Source organism: Paraburkholderia dioscoreae, assembly GCF_902459535.1.
In the GTDB taxonomy this organism is placed as follows: domain Bacteria; phylum Pseudomonadota; class Gammaproteobacteria; order Burkholderiales; family Burkholderiaceae; genus Paraburkholderia; species Paraburkholderia dioscoreae.
The window spans coordinates 129,227-147,728 of the sequence record NZ_LR699555.1 but is presented as its reverse complement, the minus strand read 5'-3'; the positions used below and the strand labels follow the sequence as shown (position 1 = coordinate 147,728).

At 59.0% G+C, this 18,502-nt stretch carries 19 protein-coding genes; 14 read left to right on the top strand and 5 right to left on the bottom strand.

Annotated features, from left to right (window positions below; translation table 11 throughout):
- Positions 1-24: 24 nt before the first annotated feature.
- The 3 genes from PDMSB3_RS36625 (at position 25) to PDMSB3_RS36615 (ending at position 3,726) form a co-directional block, all read left to right on the top strand.
- A complete protein-coding gene (locus PDMSB3_RS36625) occupies positions 25-1,209 on the top strand; it encodes a ParA family protein (protein ID WP_165190024.1) in 1,185 nt (394 codons plus the stop codon).
- 6 nt (positions 1,210-1,215) lie between these two features.
- Positions 1,216-2,190, top strand: a complete 975-nt coding sequence (locus tag PDMSB3_RS36620; protein WP_232064460.1) for a ParB/RepB/Spo0J family partition protein — start codon at positions 1,216-1,218, stop codon at positions 2,188-2,190.
- A 267-nt stretch (positions 2,191-2,457) separates the two neighbouring features.
- Positions 2,458-3,726 carry a replication protein O gene (locus PDMSB3_RS36615; protein WP_165190022.1) on the top strand — a complete coding sequence of 423 codons (1,269 nt, stop codon included), beginning with the start codon at positions 2,458-2,460 and terminating at the stop codon, positions 3,724-3,726.
- 36 nt (positions 3,727-3,762) lie between these two features.
- Here PDMSB3_RS36615 and PDMSB3_RS36610 read toward each other — a convergent pair whose 3' ends face one another.
- Both PDMSB3_RS36610 and PDMSB3_RS36605 read right to left on the bottom strand, forming a co-directional pair.
- Positions 3,763-4,005: a helix-turn-helix transcriptional regulator gene (locus PDMSB3_RS36610; protein ID WP_165190020.1), complete on the bottom strand. Its 243-nt coding sequence runs from the start codon at positions 4,003-4,005 to the stop codon at positions 3,763-3,765.
- A gap of 87 nt (positions 4,006-4,092) precedes the next feature.
- On the bottom strand, positions 4,093-4,275 hold the full coding sequence (locus tag PDMSB3_RS36605; protein WP_165190018.1) for a hypothetical protein: 183 nt from the start codon (positions 4,273-4,275) through the stop codon (positions 4,093-4,095).
- A 584-nt stretch (positions 4,276-4,859) separates the two neighbouring features.
- Here PDMSB3_RS36605 and PDMSB3_RS36600 point away from each other — a divergent pair.
- From PDMSB3_RS36600 to PDMSB3_RS36575, 6 genes are all read left to right on the top strand, one after another.
- The gene (locus PDMSB3_RS36600; protein WP_165190016.1) at positions 4,860-5,261 is read left to right on the top strand and encodes a hypothetical protein; all 402 of its coding nucleotides are present in this window, start codon (positions 4,860-4,862) and stop codon (positions 5,259-5,261) included.
- A 16-nt stretch (positions 5,262-5,277) separates the two neighbouring features.
- Positions 5,278-6,063, top strand: a complete 786-nt coding sequence (locus PDMSB3_RS36595) for a ParA family protein (protein ID WP_165190014.1) — start codon at positions 5,278-5,280, stop codon at positions 6,061-6,063.
- Between the two features lie 10 nt (positions 6,064-6,073).
- Positions 6,074-7,432 (top strand): ParB/RepB/Spo0J family partition protein, encoded by a 1,359-nt coding sequence (locus PDMSB3_RS36590; protein ID WP_165190012.1) that lies wholly within the window; start codon positions 6,074-6,076, stop codon positions 7,430-7,432.
- Positions 7,433-7,503: 71 nt separating this feature from the next.
- The gene (locus PDMSB3_RS36585; RefSeq protein WP_165190010.1) at positions 7,504-7,917 is read left to right on the top strand and encodes a hypothetical protein; all 414 of its coding nucleotides are present in this window, start codon (positions 7,504-7,506) and stop codon (positions 7,915-7,917) included.
- A 22-nt stretch (positions 7,918-7,939) separates the two neighbouring features.
- Positions 7,940-9,061: a replication initiator protein A gene (locus PDMSB3_RS36580; RefSeq protein WP_165190008.1), complete on the top strand. Its 1,122-nt coding sequence runs from the start codon at positions 7,940-7,942 to the stop codon at positions 9,059-9,061.
- A gap of 1,781 nt (positions 9,062-10,842) precedes the next feature.
- Positions 10,843-11,118, top strand: coding sequence for a hypothetical protein (locus tag PDMSB3_RS36575; RefSeq protein WP_165190006.1), 276 nt, complete (start codon positions 10,843-10,845; stop codon positions 11,116-11,118).
- Positions 11,119-11,145: 27 nt separating this feature from the next.
- Here the strand turns inward: PDMSB3_RS36575 and PDMSB3_RS36570 are convergent, their stop codons facing one another.
- The 3 genes from PDMSB3_RS36570 to PDMSB3_RS36560 all read right to left on the bottom strand — a co-directional run bounded on the left by PDMSB3_RS36570 (position 11,146) and on the right by PDMSB3_RS36560 (position 13,574).
- Complete coding sequence (locus PDMSB3_RS36570; RefSeq protein WP_165190004.1) at positions 11,146-11,355, bottom strand: hypothetical protein; 210 nt, start codon at positions 11,353-11,355, stop codon at positions 11,146-11,148.
- Positions 11,352-11,765, bottom strand: coding sequence for a hypothetical protein (locus PDMSB3_RS36565; RefSeq protein WP_232064459.1), 414 nt, complete (start codon positions 11,763-11,765; stop codon positions 11,352-11,354). Before PDMSB3_RS36565 ends, PDMSB3_RS36570 begins: the two co-directional genes overlap by 4 nt.
- A gap of 708 nt (positions 11,766-12,473) precedes the next feature.
- Positions 12,474-13,574 (bottom strand): IS5 family transposase, encoded by a 1,101-nt coding sequence (locus tag PDMSB3_RS36560; RefSeq protein WP_165187363.1) that lies wholly within the window; start codon positions 13,572-13,574, stop codon positions 12,474-12,476.
- 125 nt (positions 13,575-13,699) lie between these two features.
- Here PDMSB3_RS36560 and PDMSB3_RS36555 point away from each other — a divergent pair, with 125 nt between their 5' ends.
- From PDMSB3_RS36555 to PDMSB3_RS36535, 5 genes are all read left to right on the top strand, one after another.
- On the top strand, positions 13,700-14,827 hold the full coding sequence (locus tag PDMSB3_RS36555) for an adenine nucleotide alpha hydrolase family protein (protein ID WP_232064458.1): 1,128 nt from the start codon (positions 13,700-13,702) through the stop codon (positions 14,825-14,827).
- A gap of 55 nt (positions 14,828-14,882) precedes the next feature.
- Entirely contained in the window at positions 14,883-15,593 is a 711-nt protein-coding gene (locus PDMSB3_RS37700) for a DUF6884 domain-containing protein (protein ID WP_197740327.1), read from the top strand.
- Positions 15,594-16,261: 668 nt separating this feature from the next.
- On the top strand, positions 16,262-16,468 hold the full coding sequence (locus PDMSB3_RS36545) for a hypothetical protein (RefSeq protein ID WP_165190000.1): 207 nt from the start codon (positions 16,262-16,264) through the stop codon (positions 16,466-16,468).
- A gap of 8 nt (positions 16,469-16,476) precedes the next feature.
- Positions 16,477-17,373, top strand: coding sequence for an ArdC family protein (locus PDMSB3_RS36540; RefSeq protein ID WP_165189998.1), 897 nt, complete (start codon positions 16,477-16,479; stop codon positions 17,371-17,373).
- A 55-nt stretch (positions 17,374-17,428) separates the two neighbouring features.
- Entirely contained in the window at positions 17,429-18,085 is a 657-nt protein-coding gene (locus PDMSB3_RS36535; RefSeq protein ID WP_165189996.1) for a hypothetical protein, read from the top strand.
- Positions 18,086-18,502: the final 417 nt, after the last annotated feature.

Here is an 18,502-nt window from a genome sequence, read left to right as displayed (position 1 = left end):
GGAATGGAACGCCCTAAGAACGCTATGGATCTCGACCTCGCGAATCCCGGAAAGACGACGCCCGAAGACCTCATCAAGCTCGCCGGCCTATCTGACTTCATGCTTCAAAAGATTCGCGACGAGCTGCTTGAACCGTTCCCGCGGAAAGTCCCGCCGTTAATCAGTTCGGCGCGGGTGCAGGAGATGTGTGGCATAGACACCCAACGCATGGCATATGCCCTTAAGAAAGGGGAGCTGCCACAAGGCACGCAGTCCCGCCGAGGCGCTCCGCGACAGTTTACCGTGGAGGAGGCGGTCCAGTGGGTTAAAGCCGAACTGAACCCCGCGCCGCGTAGCGGTCCAGGCAAAGTCATTGCTGTGGCCAACTTCAAGGGCGGCGTCACGAAAACCACGATGTCGACCATCTTGGCACAGGGGCTCGCGTTGCGGCGAGGTCGACGAGTCTGCCATATCGACCTCGACCCGCAAGGAAGCGCCACGACGCTTTATGGGATAAATCCGCATGCCGAGGTTGATTCGTCGCAGACGATCATGCCCCTAGTGGAAGCGTTCCTGAAGGGAGAGCCGTTCGACATGTCGGCGCTTCCTCAGTCTACTTACTGGCCCAACCTCGATCTGATTCCTTCGTCGACGGAATTATTCAACGCGGAGTTCATGCTGCCCGCTCGGGCGTCCGCAGGCGCCCGTGGCGAGCGCTTTGAGAACGTACTGCATAAGGGGCTCGAAGCTCTGCGAGATGAATACGACTACATCATCCTAGATACAGCCCCCACCCTTAGCTACCTGACGATCAATGCCATTTTCGCGGCTGACGGTGTGATTGTGCCCGTCGTTCCGGACGTACTGGCTTTCGCGTCGATGGTGCAGTTTTGGCATCTCTTCTCGGACTTGGTGACCGGCATGGCCGCCAGAGGTGATGAGTCGAGGAAGGAATTCGATTTCATCGACATCTTGGTGACCCGGATGACGCCAAAGCCCGCTGCGAAAGCCGTTCAGTCCTGGATTTCGCAGCTCTATGGCTCGCGGGTGATACCTGTCGAGATACCCGAAACCGACGTTGCGCGAAACACCAATATGCGGTTCGCGACCGTCTATGACCTGACGGTGTATGAGGGTGGCGCAGAGACTCTCCGGCGAATTCGGACCCCGTGCGACCAGTTCGTCGACCGGGTGGACGACAAGATCTCGAGTCTCTGGCAAAAAGGATAGACGACCATGGCAACGATGAAGAATTTCGCATCAAAGGCGGCAGGCATCAAGCTCACCAGCGAAGAGGTGGCCGCCGCCGGAAGTCGTCCGGTCGGCTCCCCCCGAACGGCTCCGGGGCAGCTCATGCACTTGCAGGCAACCGCCGAGCAACAACATGACGAGATCGAGCGTTTGAAGCGCGCACTTGCCGAGCGCACCGCCGAGGAAGAAGTCGACCTCGACGAGATCGACGAGGTAGAAGGCCGGCGCAGAAAGCTGAGTCCGGAAGAATACGCTGAACTCAGATCCAACCTTGAACGCAACCCGCTGATTACACCGGTGGTGCTCCGTCGGCGGCCTAACGGTCGACGTGAATTGGTCGCTGGCCACAATCGCACCGCCATTTATCGCGAGCTGGGCCGGCAACGCATCCGCGCCGTCACCCAAGACATTGCCGATGAGGATGTCAGCAAGTTTGCGTTTTTCAGCAACCTGTTGGCGCCCTCACTTTCGGACTTCGAGAAGTATTGGAATTTTCTTCAGCTGCAGACCGAAACGGGACTGGACCATGCGGCATTGGCAGAGATTGCTGGCATTAGCCGCGTTCATGTAACCCGGATCATGCGTTACGACGCATTGCCGGAGAAAGCAAAGGAGATCCTCTTTCGGCGGCCTGAGCGCCTAGGTAGTACCGCGGCGCAGGCCCTCTCGCAGATAGCGGAGTCGGGACGCGCTGAGGCAGTCATTGCGGCGATCGAAAAGCTCGTCAACGATGACGCCATGACGCAAGAGCAAGCAGTGAGCATGGCTCGGGCAAAGCGCCCGACTGCTGCAGCGACAGAAAAATTGTTCGTCAAAAGCGGTAAGCGGCACGTCTGCGAGATTTCGGTTCGCAAGGGCGTCGTAGGAGTTCAATTCAAGGGCGCGGACGCAGAGTCTGCCAGCGATTGGGCGCAGCGGATTCGTGAGTTTATCGCTGGCCAGATTACGAGCAAGGAGTGATGTACGAGTCGTACATCGTTATAAATCAGTGACTTACTGGAAAAGAAAGGGGCTTGGATGCGGTCAATGACGCTCTAAAGCTAGAAAGACAAAAGCCTTCGGAACGGCTAATTCCGAAGGCTTTTGAATATTGGGCTTGCTGTCGCTCGCCCCTCCTGCTGCACTCCCCCGACGGCTAATCGGGCGAGGACTGACACTTCGGAGTGTAGCGGAAAGCGATCGGCAGTCAAGCATGTGTCTTCCATTTTTTGAAAGTGGACGCTAGACATGTCTATCGCGCAACGCTCAGTTGCTGGCGAGGGTGAAGCTCATCCTTGCGCAGCAGAAACACAAACCGCAGAAGGCGATGCACAAGCGCGCGCCGAATTCACCTGCGACACAACCAACCTGCCCTGGGTTATCTTCCGGGCCGTCCACCGTGCCGGACAGCTAAACGGCACAACCGCACGCGGCCGCGCCCTGCTGGCCGCGCTCGCCCGCACCGTGGACGCCAAACGTCCCTACGCCGCGATATTCGCTCGCCGTGAGTTGCTTACGGGCCGCGCCATGCAATCGATGCGGACCTTCTATCGAAGCCTCGACGACCTCGAAGCTGCAGGCCTGATCACGCGACCCCCGCAAAGCCGATACGGTCAAGCTGGCCTCTTTGGCCGCGCCTATCTCCATCTCACTGAAAGCGCGGCGCTGCTGCTTGGCCTCGTCGCCCAGGAGGCACCCGTTAATCAAACGGCGCCGACAGATGCCAAGGTCGAAGGACCGACGCAAGCCCAGGGAGAGTCGCTGCCCAGTCCGTCTGCCACTGTGGCAGACCGAGCTATATATAAGGATCTATTCCCTGCTTCTCAAAAGAGACAACCAGGCACCCTCCCCGCGGATCTCCAACGCCTCACTTCGCTGGGCTTTCATGAATTTTTGGTTTTCAAGCTGATGCTCGAAGCAAAGAAAAACGGCAAGCTTCTGTCCGACGTCGTCGCCGTCAGCTGGGAAGCCCTCCGAAAAGCCTACGCCCCGATCAACTATCTCCGCGCCCTCCTCGCCAAGCCGACCGACTTCGCGCACCGCAGGCGCGTTCAACAGGCCGCGGCCGCGGACCAAATGCGCAATGCTGCCGAGCATGCGAAGGCGTTGGAGATCGTAAGGAGCTGTGCAGGGGAGTCGTTCTACAACGTCGACTGCACGCGCCGGATCACGGTGAGCAACGATTCTGAGAGTGCCACGGTTCTGCTCGCGTCTGAGCGTGACCCTAGAACGGCTCCGGCAAATTGGACGCTGGAATTCGTTCGTGCGCTACTGGACGGTAAGTTGTTGGTCCAAACGGACGAACGGGCAGGGCGGTTCCAAAATCTTCGCGGTTCCTCCATCGCGCTGCGGCCGGCACCGAAATCTCTCGAGGTCAAAGATGCGCCCGCCGATGCGCCCACCCGCGGCAACGGCTCTGGACACTTGGATTCGATCAAGCAGCTCCTGCGGAAAGTGACCGCAGGCGCCGCCACCACCCGCCGAGATCGACACTCCTTTATGCAGGCGCGAAGCTGACGCATTTGCGCCGTGGGCTCCAGAGGCACTCGACGGTCATGCACCGCCGTCGATCAGACGTCGCATCGCTTTGAGTGGATCGTTGCCGCAGGCGCGGCACCAGTCAAGAAAGAGGAGCGTGTCGACATAACGCTCGCCGCGCTCAATCTTTGATAAATGCGATTGATCAGCGCCAAGCTTTTGTGCAAGTTCGGCCTGCGTGAGTCCGGCCTTAAGCCGCAGCGCGAGCAAATGCTCGCGAAGGATTCTGTACCGGTCGTCGTGGATATTTGGGGGCATGGGTGAATGCTCCCCAAAATAGGCAAATAGGCCATTTCGTCCTATTACGATATGATCGGCCGGTACGCCAAACCATCAGACGATAGGTCAGTTCAGCTTTGCCCGGATGAGTCCGGCGGCATTCTTGACGATGTTGGTGTCGAAGTCCACCGACGCACGAAGGCCGTCACCGAAACTCGTGAAGAAGTCGGCACCGCTGTTGGCCATACGACCCATCACTGCGGCTTGAATGAAGAGTGCCCCCAGCAGGCAAAGTACAAAACGGATCATGTTTTCTCAGCTTGTCGTTGCGAGTTCAATAGGTAGGGGTGGCGGATCATACGCGCCTGAGCGGACTTTCTGTCTGATCCGGGAAATCTGCCGGCCTACGACTGCGGCCGACGTGTTCAAGCGTTCAGCAATCTCAGATCGCGAACAGCCCGAGTCGAGCAGCGACACGATGCTCACTTGCGCCACCGTAATAGCGCCATCAGCTTCACAATTTCGCATGCGAAATTTTACTCACTCCCTGTAGTGACTGTACTCAACTGTTCGAGAAAGCCGCCCGCAGCAATCGCGCTCTACACGAGTCGTTATCCAATGACATCGACGTCTCAACGCGCGGCTCTGACGGGGACCTGTCCTGATAGGTGCCGGTGGTGCGCTACACATGCTTCGACCATCACGCTGCACGTCTTCGCTAGTACCTTCGGTTCAGCCACGATTCTAACGGAACACACTTGCGACCGCGGTTCCTTTCTCTCCTCCGACTCGCTAATTAACTTGACGCTAAAGTTAATTATATTTAATGTATGTTCACTGGCTCATGAGCCACGAACAAAAGCGTAGTTAGACCACAGAAAACGGAGCCTTCCATGACCAACACCGTGCAGTCGCGTATCTATCGGACACTCATCGAACTGATCCCCAACCTTTGCGAAAGCCGCACACATTTCGCGCCGGCTCGTGTCGCTGGGGACATCGCAGTCCACTGCACGGTGGACGAGATCAACGACGGACGCCTGTCGGTTGAGATCGCTCATGACCAACCCGCCCGCGGGTGCAAGCTACCTGCGTCATGGATCTGCTTCGAAGTCGATCCTACAGAGCATGTAGCTCGCGTGACGCGTTTTCTGGAAGGCTGCCACTACAGTATCGCAAGCCAGCATTCGGATGCCGATTCGGCTCGGGTGAACCTCTACGCAGCGAACTGGCTCTCGGTTTTCAACACGCTCGGACGGGTCTTTGAACCGATCGACCTTGCCGTGTCCGCCTGAGACGAGGAGCACATAAATGAAAGTAGTTGCGGTGGCAAACCAGAAGGGCGGGATTGGCAAAACGACCTTGACGCGGCACCTCGCTTTTCATGCGATCGAGAATGGATTGCGGGCGCTGGTTGTTGATCTGGACCCTCAGGCAAATCTCACGAAGACCATGCTCCACGTTGCAATGCGCTGCTCGGCGGGTGACGAACTTCCGGACATAGACCCTGCATCCGGCGCGCACCTGCTGTTTCAGACGGCAGTTGGTCTCCGACCGATGCAAATCTGTCCCGGCGTTTCGCTGCTCGCTGGCACCCCGGAGCTGGGAGACGCCATCACGCTACCGGTCGAACAGATACCCAAGGATGCCCCGACCGTACTTAGAGAACTCAACGACACGTTCGATTTCTGCTTTATCGATACGCCTCCCACCATGAGCAACCTGATCTTTGCGGGACTGGTCTGCGCCGATTACGTTGTCATGCCATGCGATATCGATGAAGACGCGACGGACGGCCTGACGACTCTGTTTCACAACATCAACGTAACAAGGCAACGCTGGAATCCGGCGCTCCAGGTGCTCGGTGTGCTGCCGAACAAGGTCAACAAGCGGCGTAACTACGATGTCGAGAATCTGAAAGTTCTCCGCGACCAGCTCGGCGATGTTGTCCTCGGTGTTGAGTTGACGGAGCGATCGGCAACCAAGCTGGCGAAGCTGCAACCGGTATGGAAGAACCCACGAGGCGATAGTGATCGCCGGGCAGCAGCTGAAATGCGCGCGGTCTGTGAAGCTGTCTTTAAACGAATTGGACTGTAAAGGAACAACCATGGTGACGAAACCACGTGGACTGCAGATCAGCAAGCTAAGCGAGTTGGCCAAAATGACAGCTGGTCCCGCTACGGCTGCAGCCATTGAAGAGGCGACCGGCGCCATTACGACCGTGATCCTGATCGTCGACATCAGGATCAAGCCGCAGGACCGGCTCGACTTCGCTGACATTGCAGTGTTCGCCGACCGCTTGACCGTAGTCGGCCATGTCCACACGGCGATTCTCGTCCGTGCCATCGAAGGAGGTGGCTATGAGCTGATTGCCGGTGAGCGTCGTGTCCGGGGGAGCACTCTTAATGGATGGCCCTCCATCCCGGCCAAGGTCTTTCCAGCACAGACGCCCGACTATGTCATTCGCCTCTATCAGGTATCGGAAAACTTCGACCGGAAACCTCTCTCCGCGAAGGAAACGGCCTTGGGCCTAGCTGGCGATATCGAACGATTTGGCCGCGACGAAGCGGCGAAGCTCTGGACGAGCCCGAACGGCAAACAACGCAGCGAGTCGTGGATCTCAAAGCATCTGCGCTTTCGCAAGTATGGTCCGATTACCCGAGGACTCTTTGACGCCGGCCTGTTCGACGACATAGAAGCGGCAAACAAGATGGACGACATCGAAGAGCAAAGCGCCGAGGTCGCTGGCGAGCTGGCCGACCGGATGAAGGCCGGCGAAAAAATCGGACGCGTGGCGCTAGATGCGCGGCTCGTGCTGATCAAGGAGGCAGGGCAAGGAGCGCGCGCCAACGTCATCCTATCGCCGTCAGCCAGTGCGCCTGTGGCATCGTCAACGTCAGGAACGACAGCAGAACGCGAGACCGACGACAGCGCCGAGCGGGAACATCAATCCGCGGCGTCGAACGATGAGAGTGGGAGCAAGGTGCCCGAACCGGTCGCGGCGGCAACAGTCGTGCAGGCTGTGCAGCAGGCCGTGGAAGAACAGCCGGCCGCGCGCCCGGCCGGGGCTGCATCCAAACCAAGGTTCGAGCGGGCAGGGGGGGGAGACCCCTTAAAGAGCGTGATCTGGAGAATGGAGGAAATGTTCCAGACATCGACCGGTTCGATCCAACGATTCCGGCAGTTGCAGGCTGATCTGGCCGCCGCCGGCGTAAGCAAAGAGGATGCTGATTGGCGATTGTGGGTTGCCTTCGCGCAGATGGCCTGCTCGGCATTGGTCGGGGTTGGACCGCAGCGTGCAGACCAAATGCTAATCAGGTTGACACAGGAGTTAAATTCAAAGGGTCCGCTGGAACTGCTCAATGCGTTGCATCCAAGCCGCAAAGCAGGGGTTTTGCCAGATGATTTCAGGTACGATACGGAGCGTGAGATTCATCCTCTTGCGCCCAACAATTGGGCACTTTAACGAGGCAGGAAATGGGGCGGAAACGCCCCTTTTCTTATGCCCGTCAACTCCCACGATGTCGGAAATCAAACTTGGCAAGCTTCCGTCTTACTCCAAAGAAATTCGAACTACTCGATGCGACGCTGCGTGAGCAGGCCAGCCAGCGAGCCGGGCGTCGCTTTGGCGAGAAGAGTCGACTGGTTGCCTACGCGGTCATCGTGGAGGGCGGGGCGCCGACCGCGGTCGCGAGGGAATATGAGGTGACCCCCCAATGGGTCAGCCAGGTGATCACGCGCTATCACGCTGGGTACTTGGCTATGGATCAAGCAGAAGGTGACGCGGCTATCCTTTGGCTGAATCACGGTTTCGAACTCCCGAATACCTTGGTCAAGCCACTCACCGCGTTTCTTAACCAAGCGAGGCGTTGCAAGGATCCAAAGAAGATCCAGTCAGCCATCGCCGGGATCATTAAGGCGATCAACTCGCAGTCGAGCAAGCTGGAATGAACTGAGGGGTTAGTACGAGACCATGAGTACCATCGAACAAGAAAGCAGTCACTCACTGCGCAGGCCAATACCGGGGCATACCAAGACCAAGAAGCATCGTTCGGCATCGGACACAAACATTGCCAGTTTGCCCGTTGAAACGCAGGACGCAGATCTCTCTCTGTCACAGGACGACGAGATACACGACGCGGAACAGCTTGAGCTATTCGCAGCGGAACGATTGCTCGCCACCTGGAAACCTCGCGAGGATCTTCACTCGCTCGAGTTCCCGTTGTTTTCCCTGCAGAAAGGCAAGGACACGCGCGTCAGGGTATATCGCAACGGCGAGCAGATCGTTCGAATCATTCCTAGCGTTGTCGGCGCAGCGAACATCTTCGACAAGGACGTTCTCGTCTACGCGGCGACTCAGATCTGCAAGGCCGCAGACGCCAATCTCCCTGTTTCCCGCCGGATCCGCTTCAAGGTCCGTGAATTCCTCCAATACACCGGCCGCAGCACCGGCGGGGCATCGTATGAGCGGATCGTGGACAGTTGCCGTCGGTTGAAGGGGACGATCATTGAAACCAACTTCGATGCGTCACGGCCGGGTGCCAACGAGGAGGGCATCCACGACAGTCTTTACGGGTACGGCCTCATCGAAAACTACAAGATCGTCACGTACACGGGCAACAAGAAGGGCGCCCTCGAAGTAGAGTTGATACTGTCGACCTGGACTTTTGATTCGCTGATCAATCGCAAAGTGCTGACGATCCATCCCGGTTACTTCGATCTCGCGCAGGGTCTTGAGCGCCGGCTGTACGACCTCGCAAAGAAGCATTGCGGCGAAAAGCTGTGGTGGAAAATCGGGCTCGACAAGCTGTATGCGAAATCGGGATCCGCTCAGGCTCAAAAGTATTTCCGACGTGACGTGCTGGCCGCGATGGAAGCCGACAGGATGCCGGAATTTCACATTGCGCTGGACGACGAGAAGGCAATGATCGTTTTCTTCAGGTGCGATCGAGATAATCAGAAACAGAACGCACAGCTTATCGCCGGCATTCACCGCGAATTGCTATCCAAGAAACTGATGAACTGGTACTACGCTTTGCGCCGCTGGGATTCGAAATCAGATCCAAAGGCCCAATTGGATCTCTTGCCCGTTTAGCTCACTCCGCAGCATCCGCACGCGTCGGCTACGGCCGCCAGGCCGGGTATCAGCATTCCGATACGCTGGTTTCAACGCCGACCGTGCCATCTCTCCAACATCGCCAACGGACCACATCCGGCTTACTCGCCCGCTGCGTCGGCGCGTCTATCGCACCACCAGCCTTCTTTGAGGCAGCAGGCCGTTATGCCGGTTGCATAGCCGCTGCATAAGGCTTCGGACGCGTCTATCGCACCACCGAACCTAAGTGTCTATCACACCACCAAACCCCCTCTCAACATTCCGGCGAAAGTGTCTATTGCACCACCGTTTCACGTGTCTATCGGACCACTCCGCTTTCAGGCCTAGTTGCCTGTAAGCCATATGCAATTGGGCTAAGCCGTTGATTAGAGTGAAAATTCTATCGTATGATGAAAGGTAAATGAAGGGTATTTTCACAGCGTCTATCGCACCACCATGCGTGGTTTTGTGGATAACTCAGCGGGTAAAGTGTCTATCGCACCACCCGGCGCGTCTATCGCGCCACCACACCCTGTCTATCGCACCACCGATGCTGCGTCTATCGCACCACCCAGCCGCCCGCAAAGCCACGCCAGGCAAGCGGTTGCCGAACCGTAAACGCGCGCGCGGTTAACTCAACCTTTTTTAACTGTTTTTAACTGCGATTTGAACAACGCCCCACCCTCGATGAGGGGGGTGCAAGCACCCCCCGGCCGGGTTCGACGGCTAAAGCCGTCCCCACCCACCCGGCCACACCCCCCAAATGCATAATCGTGGCCCCTACGGGGCAGAGCCTGAACGATCACACCCACCAATCACAGAAGCAACCACGCGGCAGGCACTAAGGGCTACGGGGCGCCTACGGCACCCCGCACCCCTAAGTGCGCGATAATCGCCGGCGCCCGACAAGTCGGACTCCGGCTCCACGCGCTCGTGTGCTCGCCTTTTGCCGTCACACGCGATCGTTTCACCCGGGCCGTTAAAACCCGTTTTGCAAGGAAGGGGGGTCGCTCGCGCTAATCGTGCCTCGCTGCCCACGCAAAGGGCCGCAGGGCGGTTCGCGCGCCCACGGGAGGGGGTAGGGGCCAGAATCCTCGCCAGGCGCTTAAATACGGGTTGCGTCAAAACGCCGCCGATGCCGCGAAGCCAGCGTCTATCGGACCACTCTCCAGCTTGCAAGACTTTGCTCGACCGTCGTGTTGTCGCGGCCGCCGTTATTAATGGCGCAGTTCGAAATGAAGACGGCCCACCTGTTGCGCGCCGAGCCGTTTCGTACCCGATCGAAGTGGGTGGAGAATCGGGCCTCAATTACGCCCGAACCTAGACGGCGGTGGCTGCTTCGCCTGGCAGCGCCCACAAGGGGACGCGGAACTGTCGACGCGCTGGCCAGCGGTGTGATGCATCCCGGTATCCGCCGGCGCCGCAGCGCAATCCAGGAGCCCGGATCTGCATCGGCACGAAATCGGTATGCCAGAAAGCCAAAAGCCCGTCGGTTAGGACGGGCCTTCAACTGCCTTTTAGGAGAAAATTTACTTTGCCCAGCGCATTCAATAAAACCCGCCGGAACATCGTTATTTAACCGTAGCTGAAACCCTGAACGCAAGTATTCTTGTGAAGATTTTTTATTTAAAAATGCCTCGCGCGCCTTACTCAACTCCCAATTCGCGTGGTATAGAAAACGCGAGCAGGATGCCTGCCAATCATCTGCCAGGCATGGCTTAATATGCGAGTGAGTGTACGGACAGCCCGGCTATACTAGAAGGCTCCTTTTGCACATTCTCATGAACGAGCCGCTTCCCTATCCCTTCTCAGACGCCATCGAGGCAATCCTCCTCGATAAGACCGGCAAGCGAGCGCTGTTGCTCGACGTGCTCGCGTCGATCGTTCACCCCGACATGGTTTGCAGCCTGTTCGCGCTGCGCGTGATGGACGAAACCGATAAGGTGCTCGCCCAGCGCTGCATCGACTATGCGCTCATGGGCGGGCTCACACCGCAAGAGTCGGCCGCAGTGTATCGCTTCATCGAGCCGCGCATCGGCGCGCGCTTCAGCAACTGATCGGCCGCGCGCGGCGCCGGCGTTGACCTATGCTCCGCGCTTCGTTCTCTGCGGATCTATCCCGTGCTCTTTCAGCAGGCTACGCAAACGCCGGTTATCGACGTAGAAGCATACGATCGCGATGACCGTCACGACTGGAAAGAACCATTCCCGCGAATAGTGCAGGATCGCCCACGCAGCTGCCGCACAGGCGCATGCGCCGAGGATCAGCGCGAGCTTGTCGGTGATCCAGCTCATGCGGCCGCCTTCTGGCGCGAGGCCAGGAATGCATAGCTGCGACGGGAGGGAATGTCCATCACCACTTCCGGATGCCGGTTCAGAAAGGCGTACATAACCGGTGGAATTGCAACGCCGTTCATACCGGCCCAGTGACGTATCGTCGAGCTGGTCGCAACCGCGTTTGTGCATCTCATTGCGACGTTGGCCGCGACGATCAGACTGCCGATCACAGCACCAATATAGAACGAGGCGGTTACCGCGCCGATTACGCCCAGCACCTCGAGGCCGGTTGTCGCGCCGATAATTTCAGCGATCGTAGCGGTCGGGCCTACCGACTTGAATGCATTCAGCATAGCTGCAAGGTTGGCCGTTGCAGCCTGAACGTTGCCAAACAGGGTTGTCGGCGCCGGCAGGCCGAGCGCTGCCATGTTCTCCTGAAACGCCTTCGAAAAATCACCACACTTCATGTTTCACCCCGGTCAATGAGGGAGTCGGAACTCGTGCCACTGATTATATTAGACGAATAGGGCAGTTTCTTTAGTCCAGCTTCGCAACCGATCAACTGAAACGCTTTGCTCAGCCGCCGCGCATTTGCGCGACGGAGACAGGTCCGCGCACGCGTGCTTCGCCCTTGAGCGCGTTTAACTGCGGAAAAATGTCGCTTCGCAGCGCTATCGCTCGCTTCGCGAGAAGGCGCTCGCCGCGCGGCGTTCTGCCTCGCCGCGACTCTCATTGCCGCTATCCCGTCCCCCTCGTTCGTCGTCCTTTTCTCGCGATCGTAGCCACGTCCTGCGCTGCGTCAAGGCGCGCGGGGCCGTGTCAGTCGCTAGTCGCTCCATCCCGCCCCACACCCCGCGCTTGAATCCTTGACCCAGCTGCGGCCGCGTCTCCTTTGATCGCGGGACGACGAACTCAGGGGAACGGCGGCAACGGCGAGAAACGCCGCCGACTCAGCAGAAACATCTTTCACGCCGGGACTCGGAATCTAGCAGGCCGTTGAAATATCCGTCGTTGATGCGCTCAGATGCATTACGACGGATGCCGGGTTTGCACTTTTGAAACGCGGAACACGTTTGCGGGCATTCGGCGTTACTCGCGGGTTCACCATATAGGTGTTATCCATCGCTTCCTGCCCCTCAACCGGCAAGTGTGCGCATACGCGTCAGGTTGTAGCCGACCTGCGTCAGCACGAAGAGCTGGTCTACGCGTTCAAGTCCCCGATACATCGCTTGTCGAATTCGCCCGACTGTCTTGCCCCATCCGAACACCTGCTCAATGCGCTTACGTTTTTGCTGGCTGACCGCGTAGCCCGGCCAGCGCGTAGTTCGCCCGTCAATTGCTGAACCTCCTGGACGCCCATCGTTTTGCGCCACATGCGGCGTCACACGGTTCGCTCGACAACTGGCCACGAAACCGGCGGTGTCGTAGTTCTTGTCCGCGCCGACCGTGATGCCGAGCGGCGCAACGCATGCGGCATCGGCAAGCATCAGCTCGGCCGCGTCGCGCTCGGCGGTGCCCGTCGCCAGCGTCACCTGTGCGTTGACCACCAGGCCATGCCGGTTGTCGGTCAGCACGTGGCCCATATAACAGAGCATCGCTCCGGTTCCTTTGCTCTTGCGAAACAGGCGCGCCTGCTCGTCAGTCGTGGATTGGTGCGTCTCGTTACTGCGCTTCTGTCCGTGCCAGTTGTCATTCGGCGCGGGCGGTTCGTCAGGAGGCGTGTCGTCTTTGTCCGGACTTGCCTTGGGCACAAAGCTCTTGTGCCCGGCCCATGCCTGAATCAACGTGCCGTCGACGCTAAAGTGCTCCCCGGAAAGATATCCGCGCTCGCGCGCGGTCTCGACTGTCTCGTTGAAGAGCAACACCAGCACATCGTGTTCGAGCAACCGGTCGCGGTTCTTGCTGAACGTCGAGTGGTCCCACACGGTCCCGTCCATCGGCAGGCCGACGAACCAGCGGAACAACATGTTGTAGGAAATCTGTTCCACCAGCATGCGCTCGCTACGAATCGAATACAGCACCTGCAGCAAAAGAGCTCGCACCAGCTTCTCCGGTGCGATGCTAGGCCGACCTCCTTTCGCGTCAGCCTCGTACATCCGCGCGAACACATCGTCCATGCGTGTAAGCGCGTCATTGAGCCAGGTGCGAATCGGACGCAACGGATGGTCCTTCGGCACAAAATCATCCAGCTTCAACACCGTGAACATTGACTCGGTAAAACCATCTGGCCCACGCATCCGTTCCATCTCGCTCTCATTGATGACATCAGTTCAACGTTTACGCCTGCGTCCCGGATGACCGCTACTTGAGGTATTTCACCGGCCTGCTAGGGGCCCGGTCAGCTTTGAACGAGTGTGAGGACATGATGGAAAACAACATTGGCAAGCAGCGCGGAGCGCGTCATCGGTACGGTGAATTGACGGCGAACCTGCGCACAATGCTGTCGCCGTTGCAGAGACACGCGCTCCACGATGCGTTGGGCGGGCGGTCGCTGGCTGTGTGCTTTGGTTCTGGCGTTGACTCGACCGCGATGCTCGTCGCGCTTCGGGCGGCTGACCTTCGTCCTGATGTCATTACCTTCGCAGACACCGGCGGAGAAAAAGAGGAAACCATTGCACACGTCGACAAGATGAACGCGGTTCTGCGCTCTTGGGGTTGGCCACGGATCGACGTGTGCCGCAAGGTTCCTCTCGCGTCCACTGGCTACTCCGATCTGTATGGAAATTGCCTCGCGAATGAGACTCTGCCATCGCTGGCGTTCGGCATGAAATCCTGCAGCATTAAATGGAAGCAGTCACCGCAGGACCAGTTTCTGAAAGGTGCGAAGTCCGGCCCGAATGCGAGGCCGCCACACCCACTTTGGGTGTCGACGCAGGCCAGGGGCGAGCGAATCATCAAACTGATTGGCTACGACTGCGGACCCGCCGACATGCGTCGGTCGAAAGGGCTGAAGCCGTCCGATGCGGACTTCGAGTACGTCTACCCGTTACAGCTTGTGCGCTGGGCTCGCCGAGACTGTGTTCGCGCCATCACCGAAGCACTCGGCGCTGAGATGGTGCCGGTCAAGTCAGCATGCTTCTTTTGTCCAGCCTCAAAACGATGGGAATTGTATTGGCTGGCCGCCAATCATCCGGACCTCCTCGAGCGGGCCTTGCTCCTGGAGCGAACCGCACTTACAGGCCGGCACAGCCGATTCGACGCTGTCGAATTCGGAGCGAGCTGGGACGAGCTGGTACGCAACGCAGACCGATTTCCGAGTACTTCGACAACAGTGGGCCTTGGTCGCAACTTCGCCTGGAACCAATGGGCTCGAGTGAATGACGTTGTAGACGCCGACTTTCGAGTGAAGCGCGGCGATGCCGATCGCGCCCGCTTCGCATTGCTGTCCGACACGCTCCGGGACGAAGACAACGCATTCGACTCCCGCAGCCCTGGTATCCCCAGTGTGCCTGTCCCGTTCGCCGAGCAGTTGCAGTTGGCATGGGAGTGACCGCGAACGCACGTTCAACACGTCGATCCGCTATAAGCAGCCGTCAGGAATACGAATGACTACCATCAGAAAACATCTCATCATCATGGCCTGTTCCGCTACGAAGCTGGAGAAGCCGGCACAGGCGTTCGACCTCTACCGTGGCGTCATGTATAGCACTTACAGAGCGAATGTGTTGCATGAGGCACGGCCCGACGTAATGATCCTGTCGGCGCGTCACGGCTTTGTGCGTGCGGATACCGTCATCGCGCCGTACGAACAGCGTATGACGACTGAGCGGGCCGACGCGATGCTGAATGACCTTCCTCGCTACCTGTGCGACGGTTGGCCCGCGCAGGTCAGCAATGTGTTGCTGGTCGGTGGCAAGCAATATCGCAGGGTGATGCGTGCCGCTGTTTCGCACCTTTCCTCCAGAGGCTGTTTGGTTTCGGATGCATGTGTTGAAGAAACGAATGGAGGTATCGGTTACCAGCGCTCTCAACTCGGCGCGTATCTCCGGGCTATTTCGAAGCCGGATGACAATGTGGTCGGGTTCCACCCGAACGGCACGCCGCTTTATCGGCAGCTCGGCGCCTACGTCGTCGGCGACACCGTCCAGGTAGTCTACCGGGCTCGGCCCGACCTGCCAGCGCGACCGGCATGCATCGAGGAGCTGTTCGACGGTCCCGGCGGCGACACTGCGAGCATCGCGATGCTCGACGTGAAACCGGGCGCACCAGCGCAGACTTGGATCTCGTTGTCCGATCTGAAGCCGCTCCATGCGTAAGCGACCTACAGAGAAACCGGAGGGCAGCGGGTGCACTCCCGTGAAATTTTTCGCGCGCGGTTCGGGCTTTGCCCTTTCCGCGCGTTACACCCTGGAAAGATGTCGCTGTGCTGCTACGCACGCACAGCGAAGGGGCGCTCGCCGCGCGGCGTCTCGCTTCGTCGCTGCTCTCTTTGCCGAAACCCCGACCCCTGATTCGCCGTCCTTTCTCGCGATCGTAGCCACGTCCTGCGCTGCGTCAAGGCGCGCGGGGCCGTGTCAGTCGCTAGTCGCTCCATCCCGCCCCACACCCCGCGCTCGAACCTTGACCCAGCTGCGGCCGTGCCTCCTTTGATCGCGGGACGACGAACTCAGGGGAACGGCGGCAACGACGAGAGAAGCCGCCGACTCAGCAACACAAGCGTGGCCGGGACTTCGGAATCTAGGGGCCCGGTCAGCGCAAGAACCGGAGCCTATTCGATGGGTGGAAACAGGAAGCACGGATAGATGCGCGGCAATCGCGGTGGTTTCCGATCGCAGCCGTGGTTTTGTGACAGATGCCAGAAAGACCACGCTGGCTCGCGTTCGCGTAACGGAACCTTGGACGGTCGATCGCTGTGCGACCGAATGTACAACCGGGAAGTCGCCGCACGCGGCGCAAACAGTCAACAAAGATAAGGGGGAGTGGCGTGAGCATCGTGCATTACAGCATTGCCTATTACGGACTGGACCGTCACGGCTTGCCATATGTGATGGTATCGGACGAATGGCGCGAAGTCGGCGGAAGGCGCTCGGGCGCAATGGCGCGCGAGTTTATCGACTGCGACAGCATCGAGCACGCGCAGCAGGTCGCGCTTAGCCAGAGCTGCCATCTGATCCACGAACTGAAGGGATAACACCGATCATGAAAGCAGTGAAGCAAACCATCAAACGCGACTTGAAACAGGAAGTCACCGACCGTCTTGTGAATGCCATTGAAACGGGGCGGATGTCGCCGGCGAATCTATGGGTCAGCAGCGCGTCTGGAGGTCTGCCTGTCAACTTCGCCACCAAGAACATGTTCAACGGCGCGAACGTGCTGCTGTTGTGGCTCGAAGCGGCAGAGAGGGGTTTCGCCCGCAACGAGTGGATGACCTACAACCAGGCGCAGGCGATTGGTGCGCAGGTGCGCCGCGGTGCGAAGGGCTGTCGGCTTGTCCGGTTTAACAAGGAGGAGCATATCGACCCGGAGACGGGCGAGATTGAGTTTTTTCCGGATCCGGTTGCGTTCAGTGTGTTTAACGTCGAGGAGATCGACGGCGTTGTGTCGGTCGCGCGGTCTGAAGAGTTCGCACCGGTCGAGGTAGCGGAACATATCCTCAAGCAGACAGGCGCCCGGATTGTCGAGACAGGAGAACGCACTTTCTACCGGAAGAGCACCGACGAGTGTTTTCTGCCGGACCGAGATCGTTTCGCGGATCTGTCCAGTTTCTATCGCGCTGCCACCCAAGGATTGATGCACTGGACCGCGCACTCGTCGCGACTGGCCCGTGACTTCGGCGCCCGATTTGGCGAGGACGGAGATGCGCTCGAGGAGCTGGTCGCTGAATTTGGCGCGGCTTTGTGCCTTGCCCGCATCGGCATGCCACATGGGCAGATCGAGCATCACGCGTCCCATCTCGATTCATGGACTCGAGTGCTGAAGAAAGACAAGAACGCACTGTTCACGGCGGCCAGCCGTGCCAACGATGCCTACTCGTATGTGATGAAGCGCGCGCGTATGACGGACTCGCCCTCAATCGAATGGGCCGCAGCGGCATAACCACGACACAAGCGCCATTGAAAGCAAGTCGGAATATTTAACAGGAGAATCCCCGATGTCCGAATATAACAACGCCGAGCCGCAAGAGCTGCGGCCGCAACAGATGATCTTTGAAGCCTTCTGCCGGGAGGCATTTCTCAAGCCGCTCGAAAATCACGGCCGGGCAGCCGAAGTGTTCTTTCGAGGGGCCAGTCTTGGCTTCGTTGATCACCTGGGCGTCGTGGGACTGGTGCAGGCCCACGAAAGGGAATTAAACAACGCCCTCTATTCACATTCGCCGACGGGGCTTCCGTTCGACGACGAGCTGCCCAGCGCCGCGGCACTCGCCGAGTATCCGCACCTACGACAGCGGTTTCCGGAGGCGGCGCAGCTGGTCGACGCGCAGAATGAGCCGATGGCGGACGGCGCGGTGTCCGCCTCGCCAGACGCTCAGGCGGACGAACTTCGATCCGCTTCGGCCGAGCAGTTGCTGATGGAGCTTGCTCGTCGCGGTGTGTTCATGGATCTGCATCACGCCGTCGGCGCCCTGCATGACCATCTTGAACGTGTTGGGCATCTGGACAGCGACAGTCCACTGACCTCTTATCTCACCTATCGGTTGCGTGCCGCAGACGCAGCTGTCTCTGGACGCTCAGACTCGGCGGACGCCGCCGGTAGGTGGCGAGAGAAGATCGACGTCCTGAACGCGGCGCATGTTCGGACCCGACATTGACCGCGCGATGATGTTTGAGGCCCCTGCAGGCAGACGAGCAGGGGTGCTTTTCCTTTACTTTGTGATCCTGAAAAAGCTCACCTCACCATTGGATCCGCTGCGATCCAGCCGGGACGCTGCAACTCGCGAGCCAGGCGATCGCCTGTCACGCCAGTTGCACATGGTCGCCCCGGAACAGTAGAACACGCGCCTCGAGCTGCGCTCTTCTTCGCGAGCACCCCGACGAAATGTCGCTCCGCGGCGCTACCGCTTGCTGCGCGAGGTTGCGCTCGCCGCGCGGCGTTTCGCTTCGTCGTGCAGCAGCTCTCGGAGCCGAAACCCCGTCCCCCTCGTTCGCCGTCCTTTTCTCGCGATCGTAGCCACGTCCTGCGCTGCGTCAAGGCGCGCGGGGCCGTGTCAGTCGCTGCGCTCCATCCC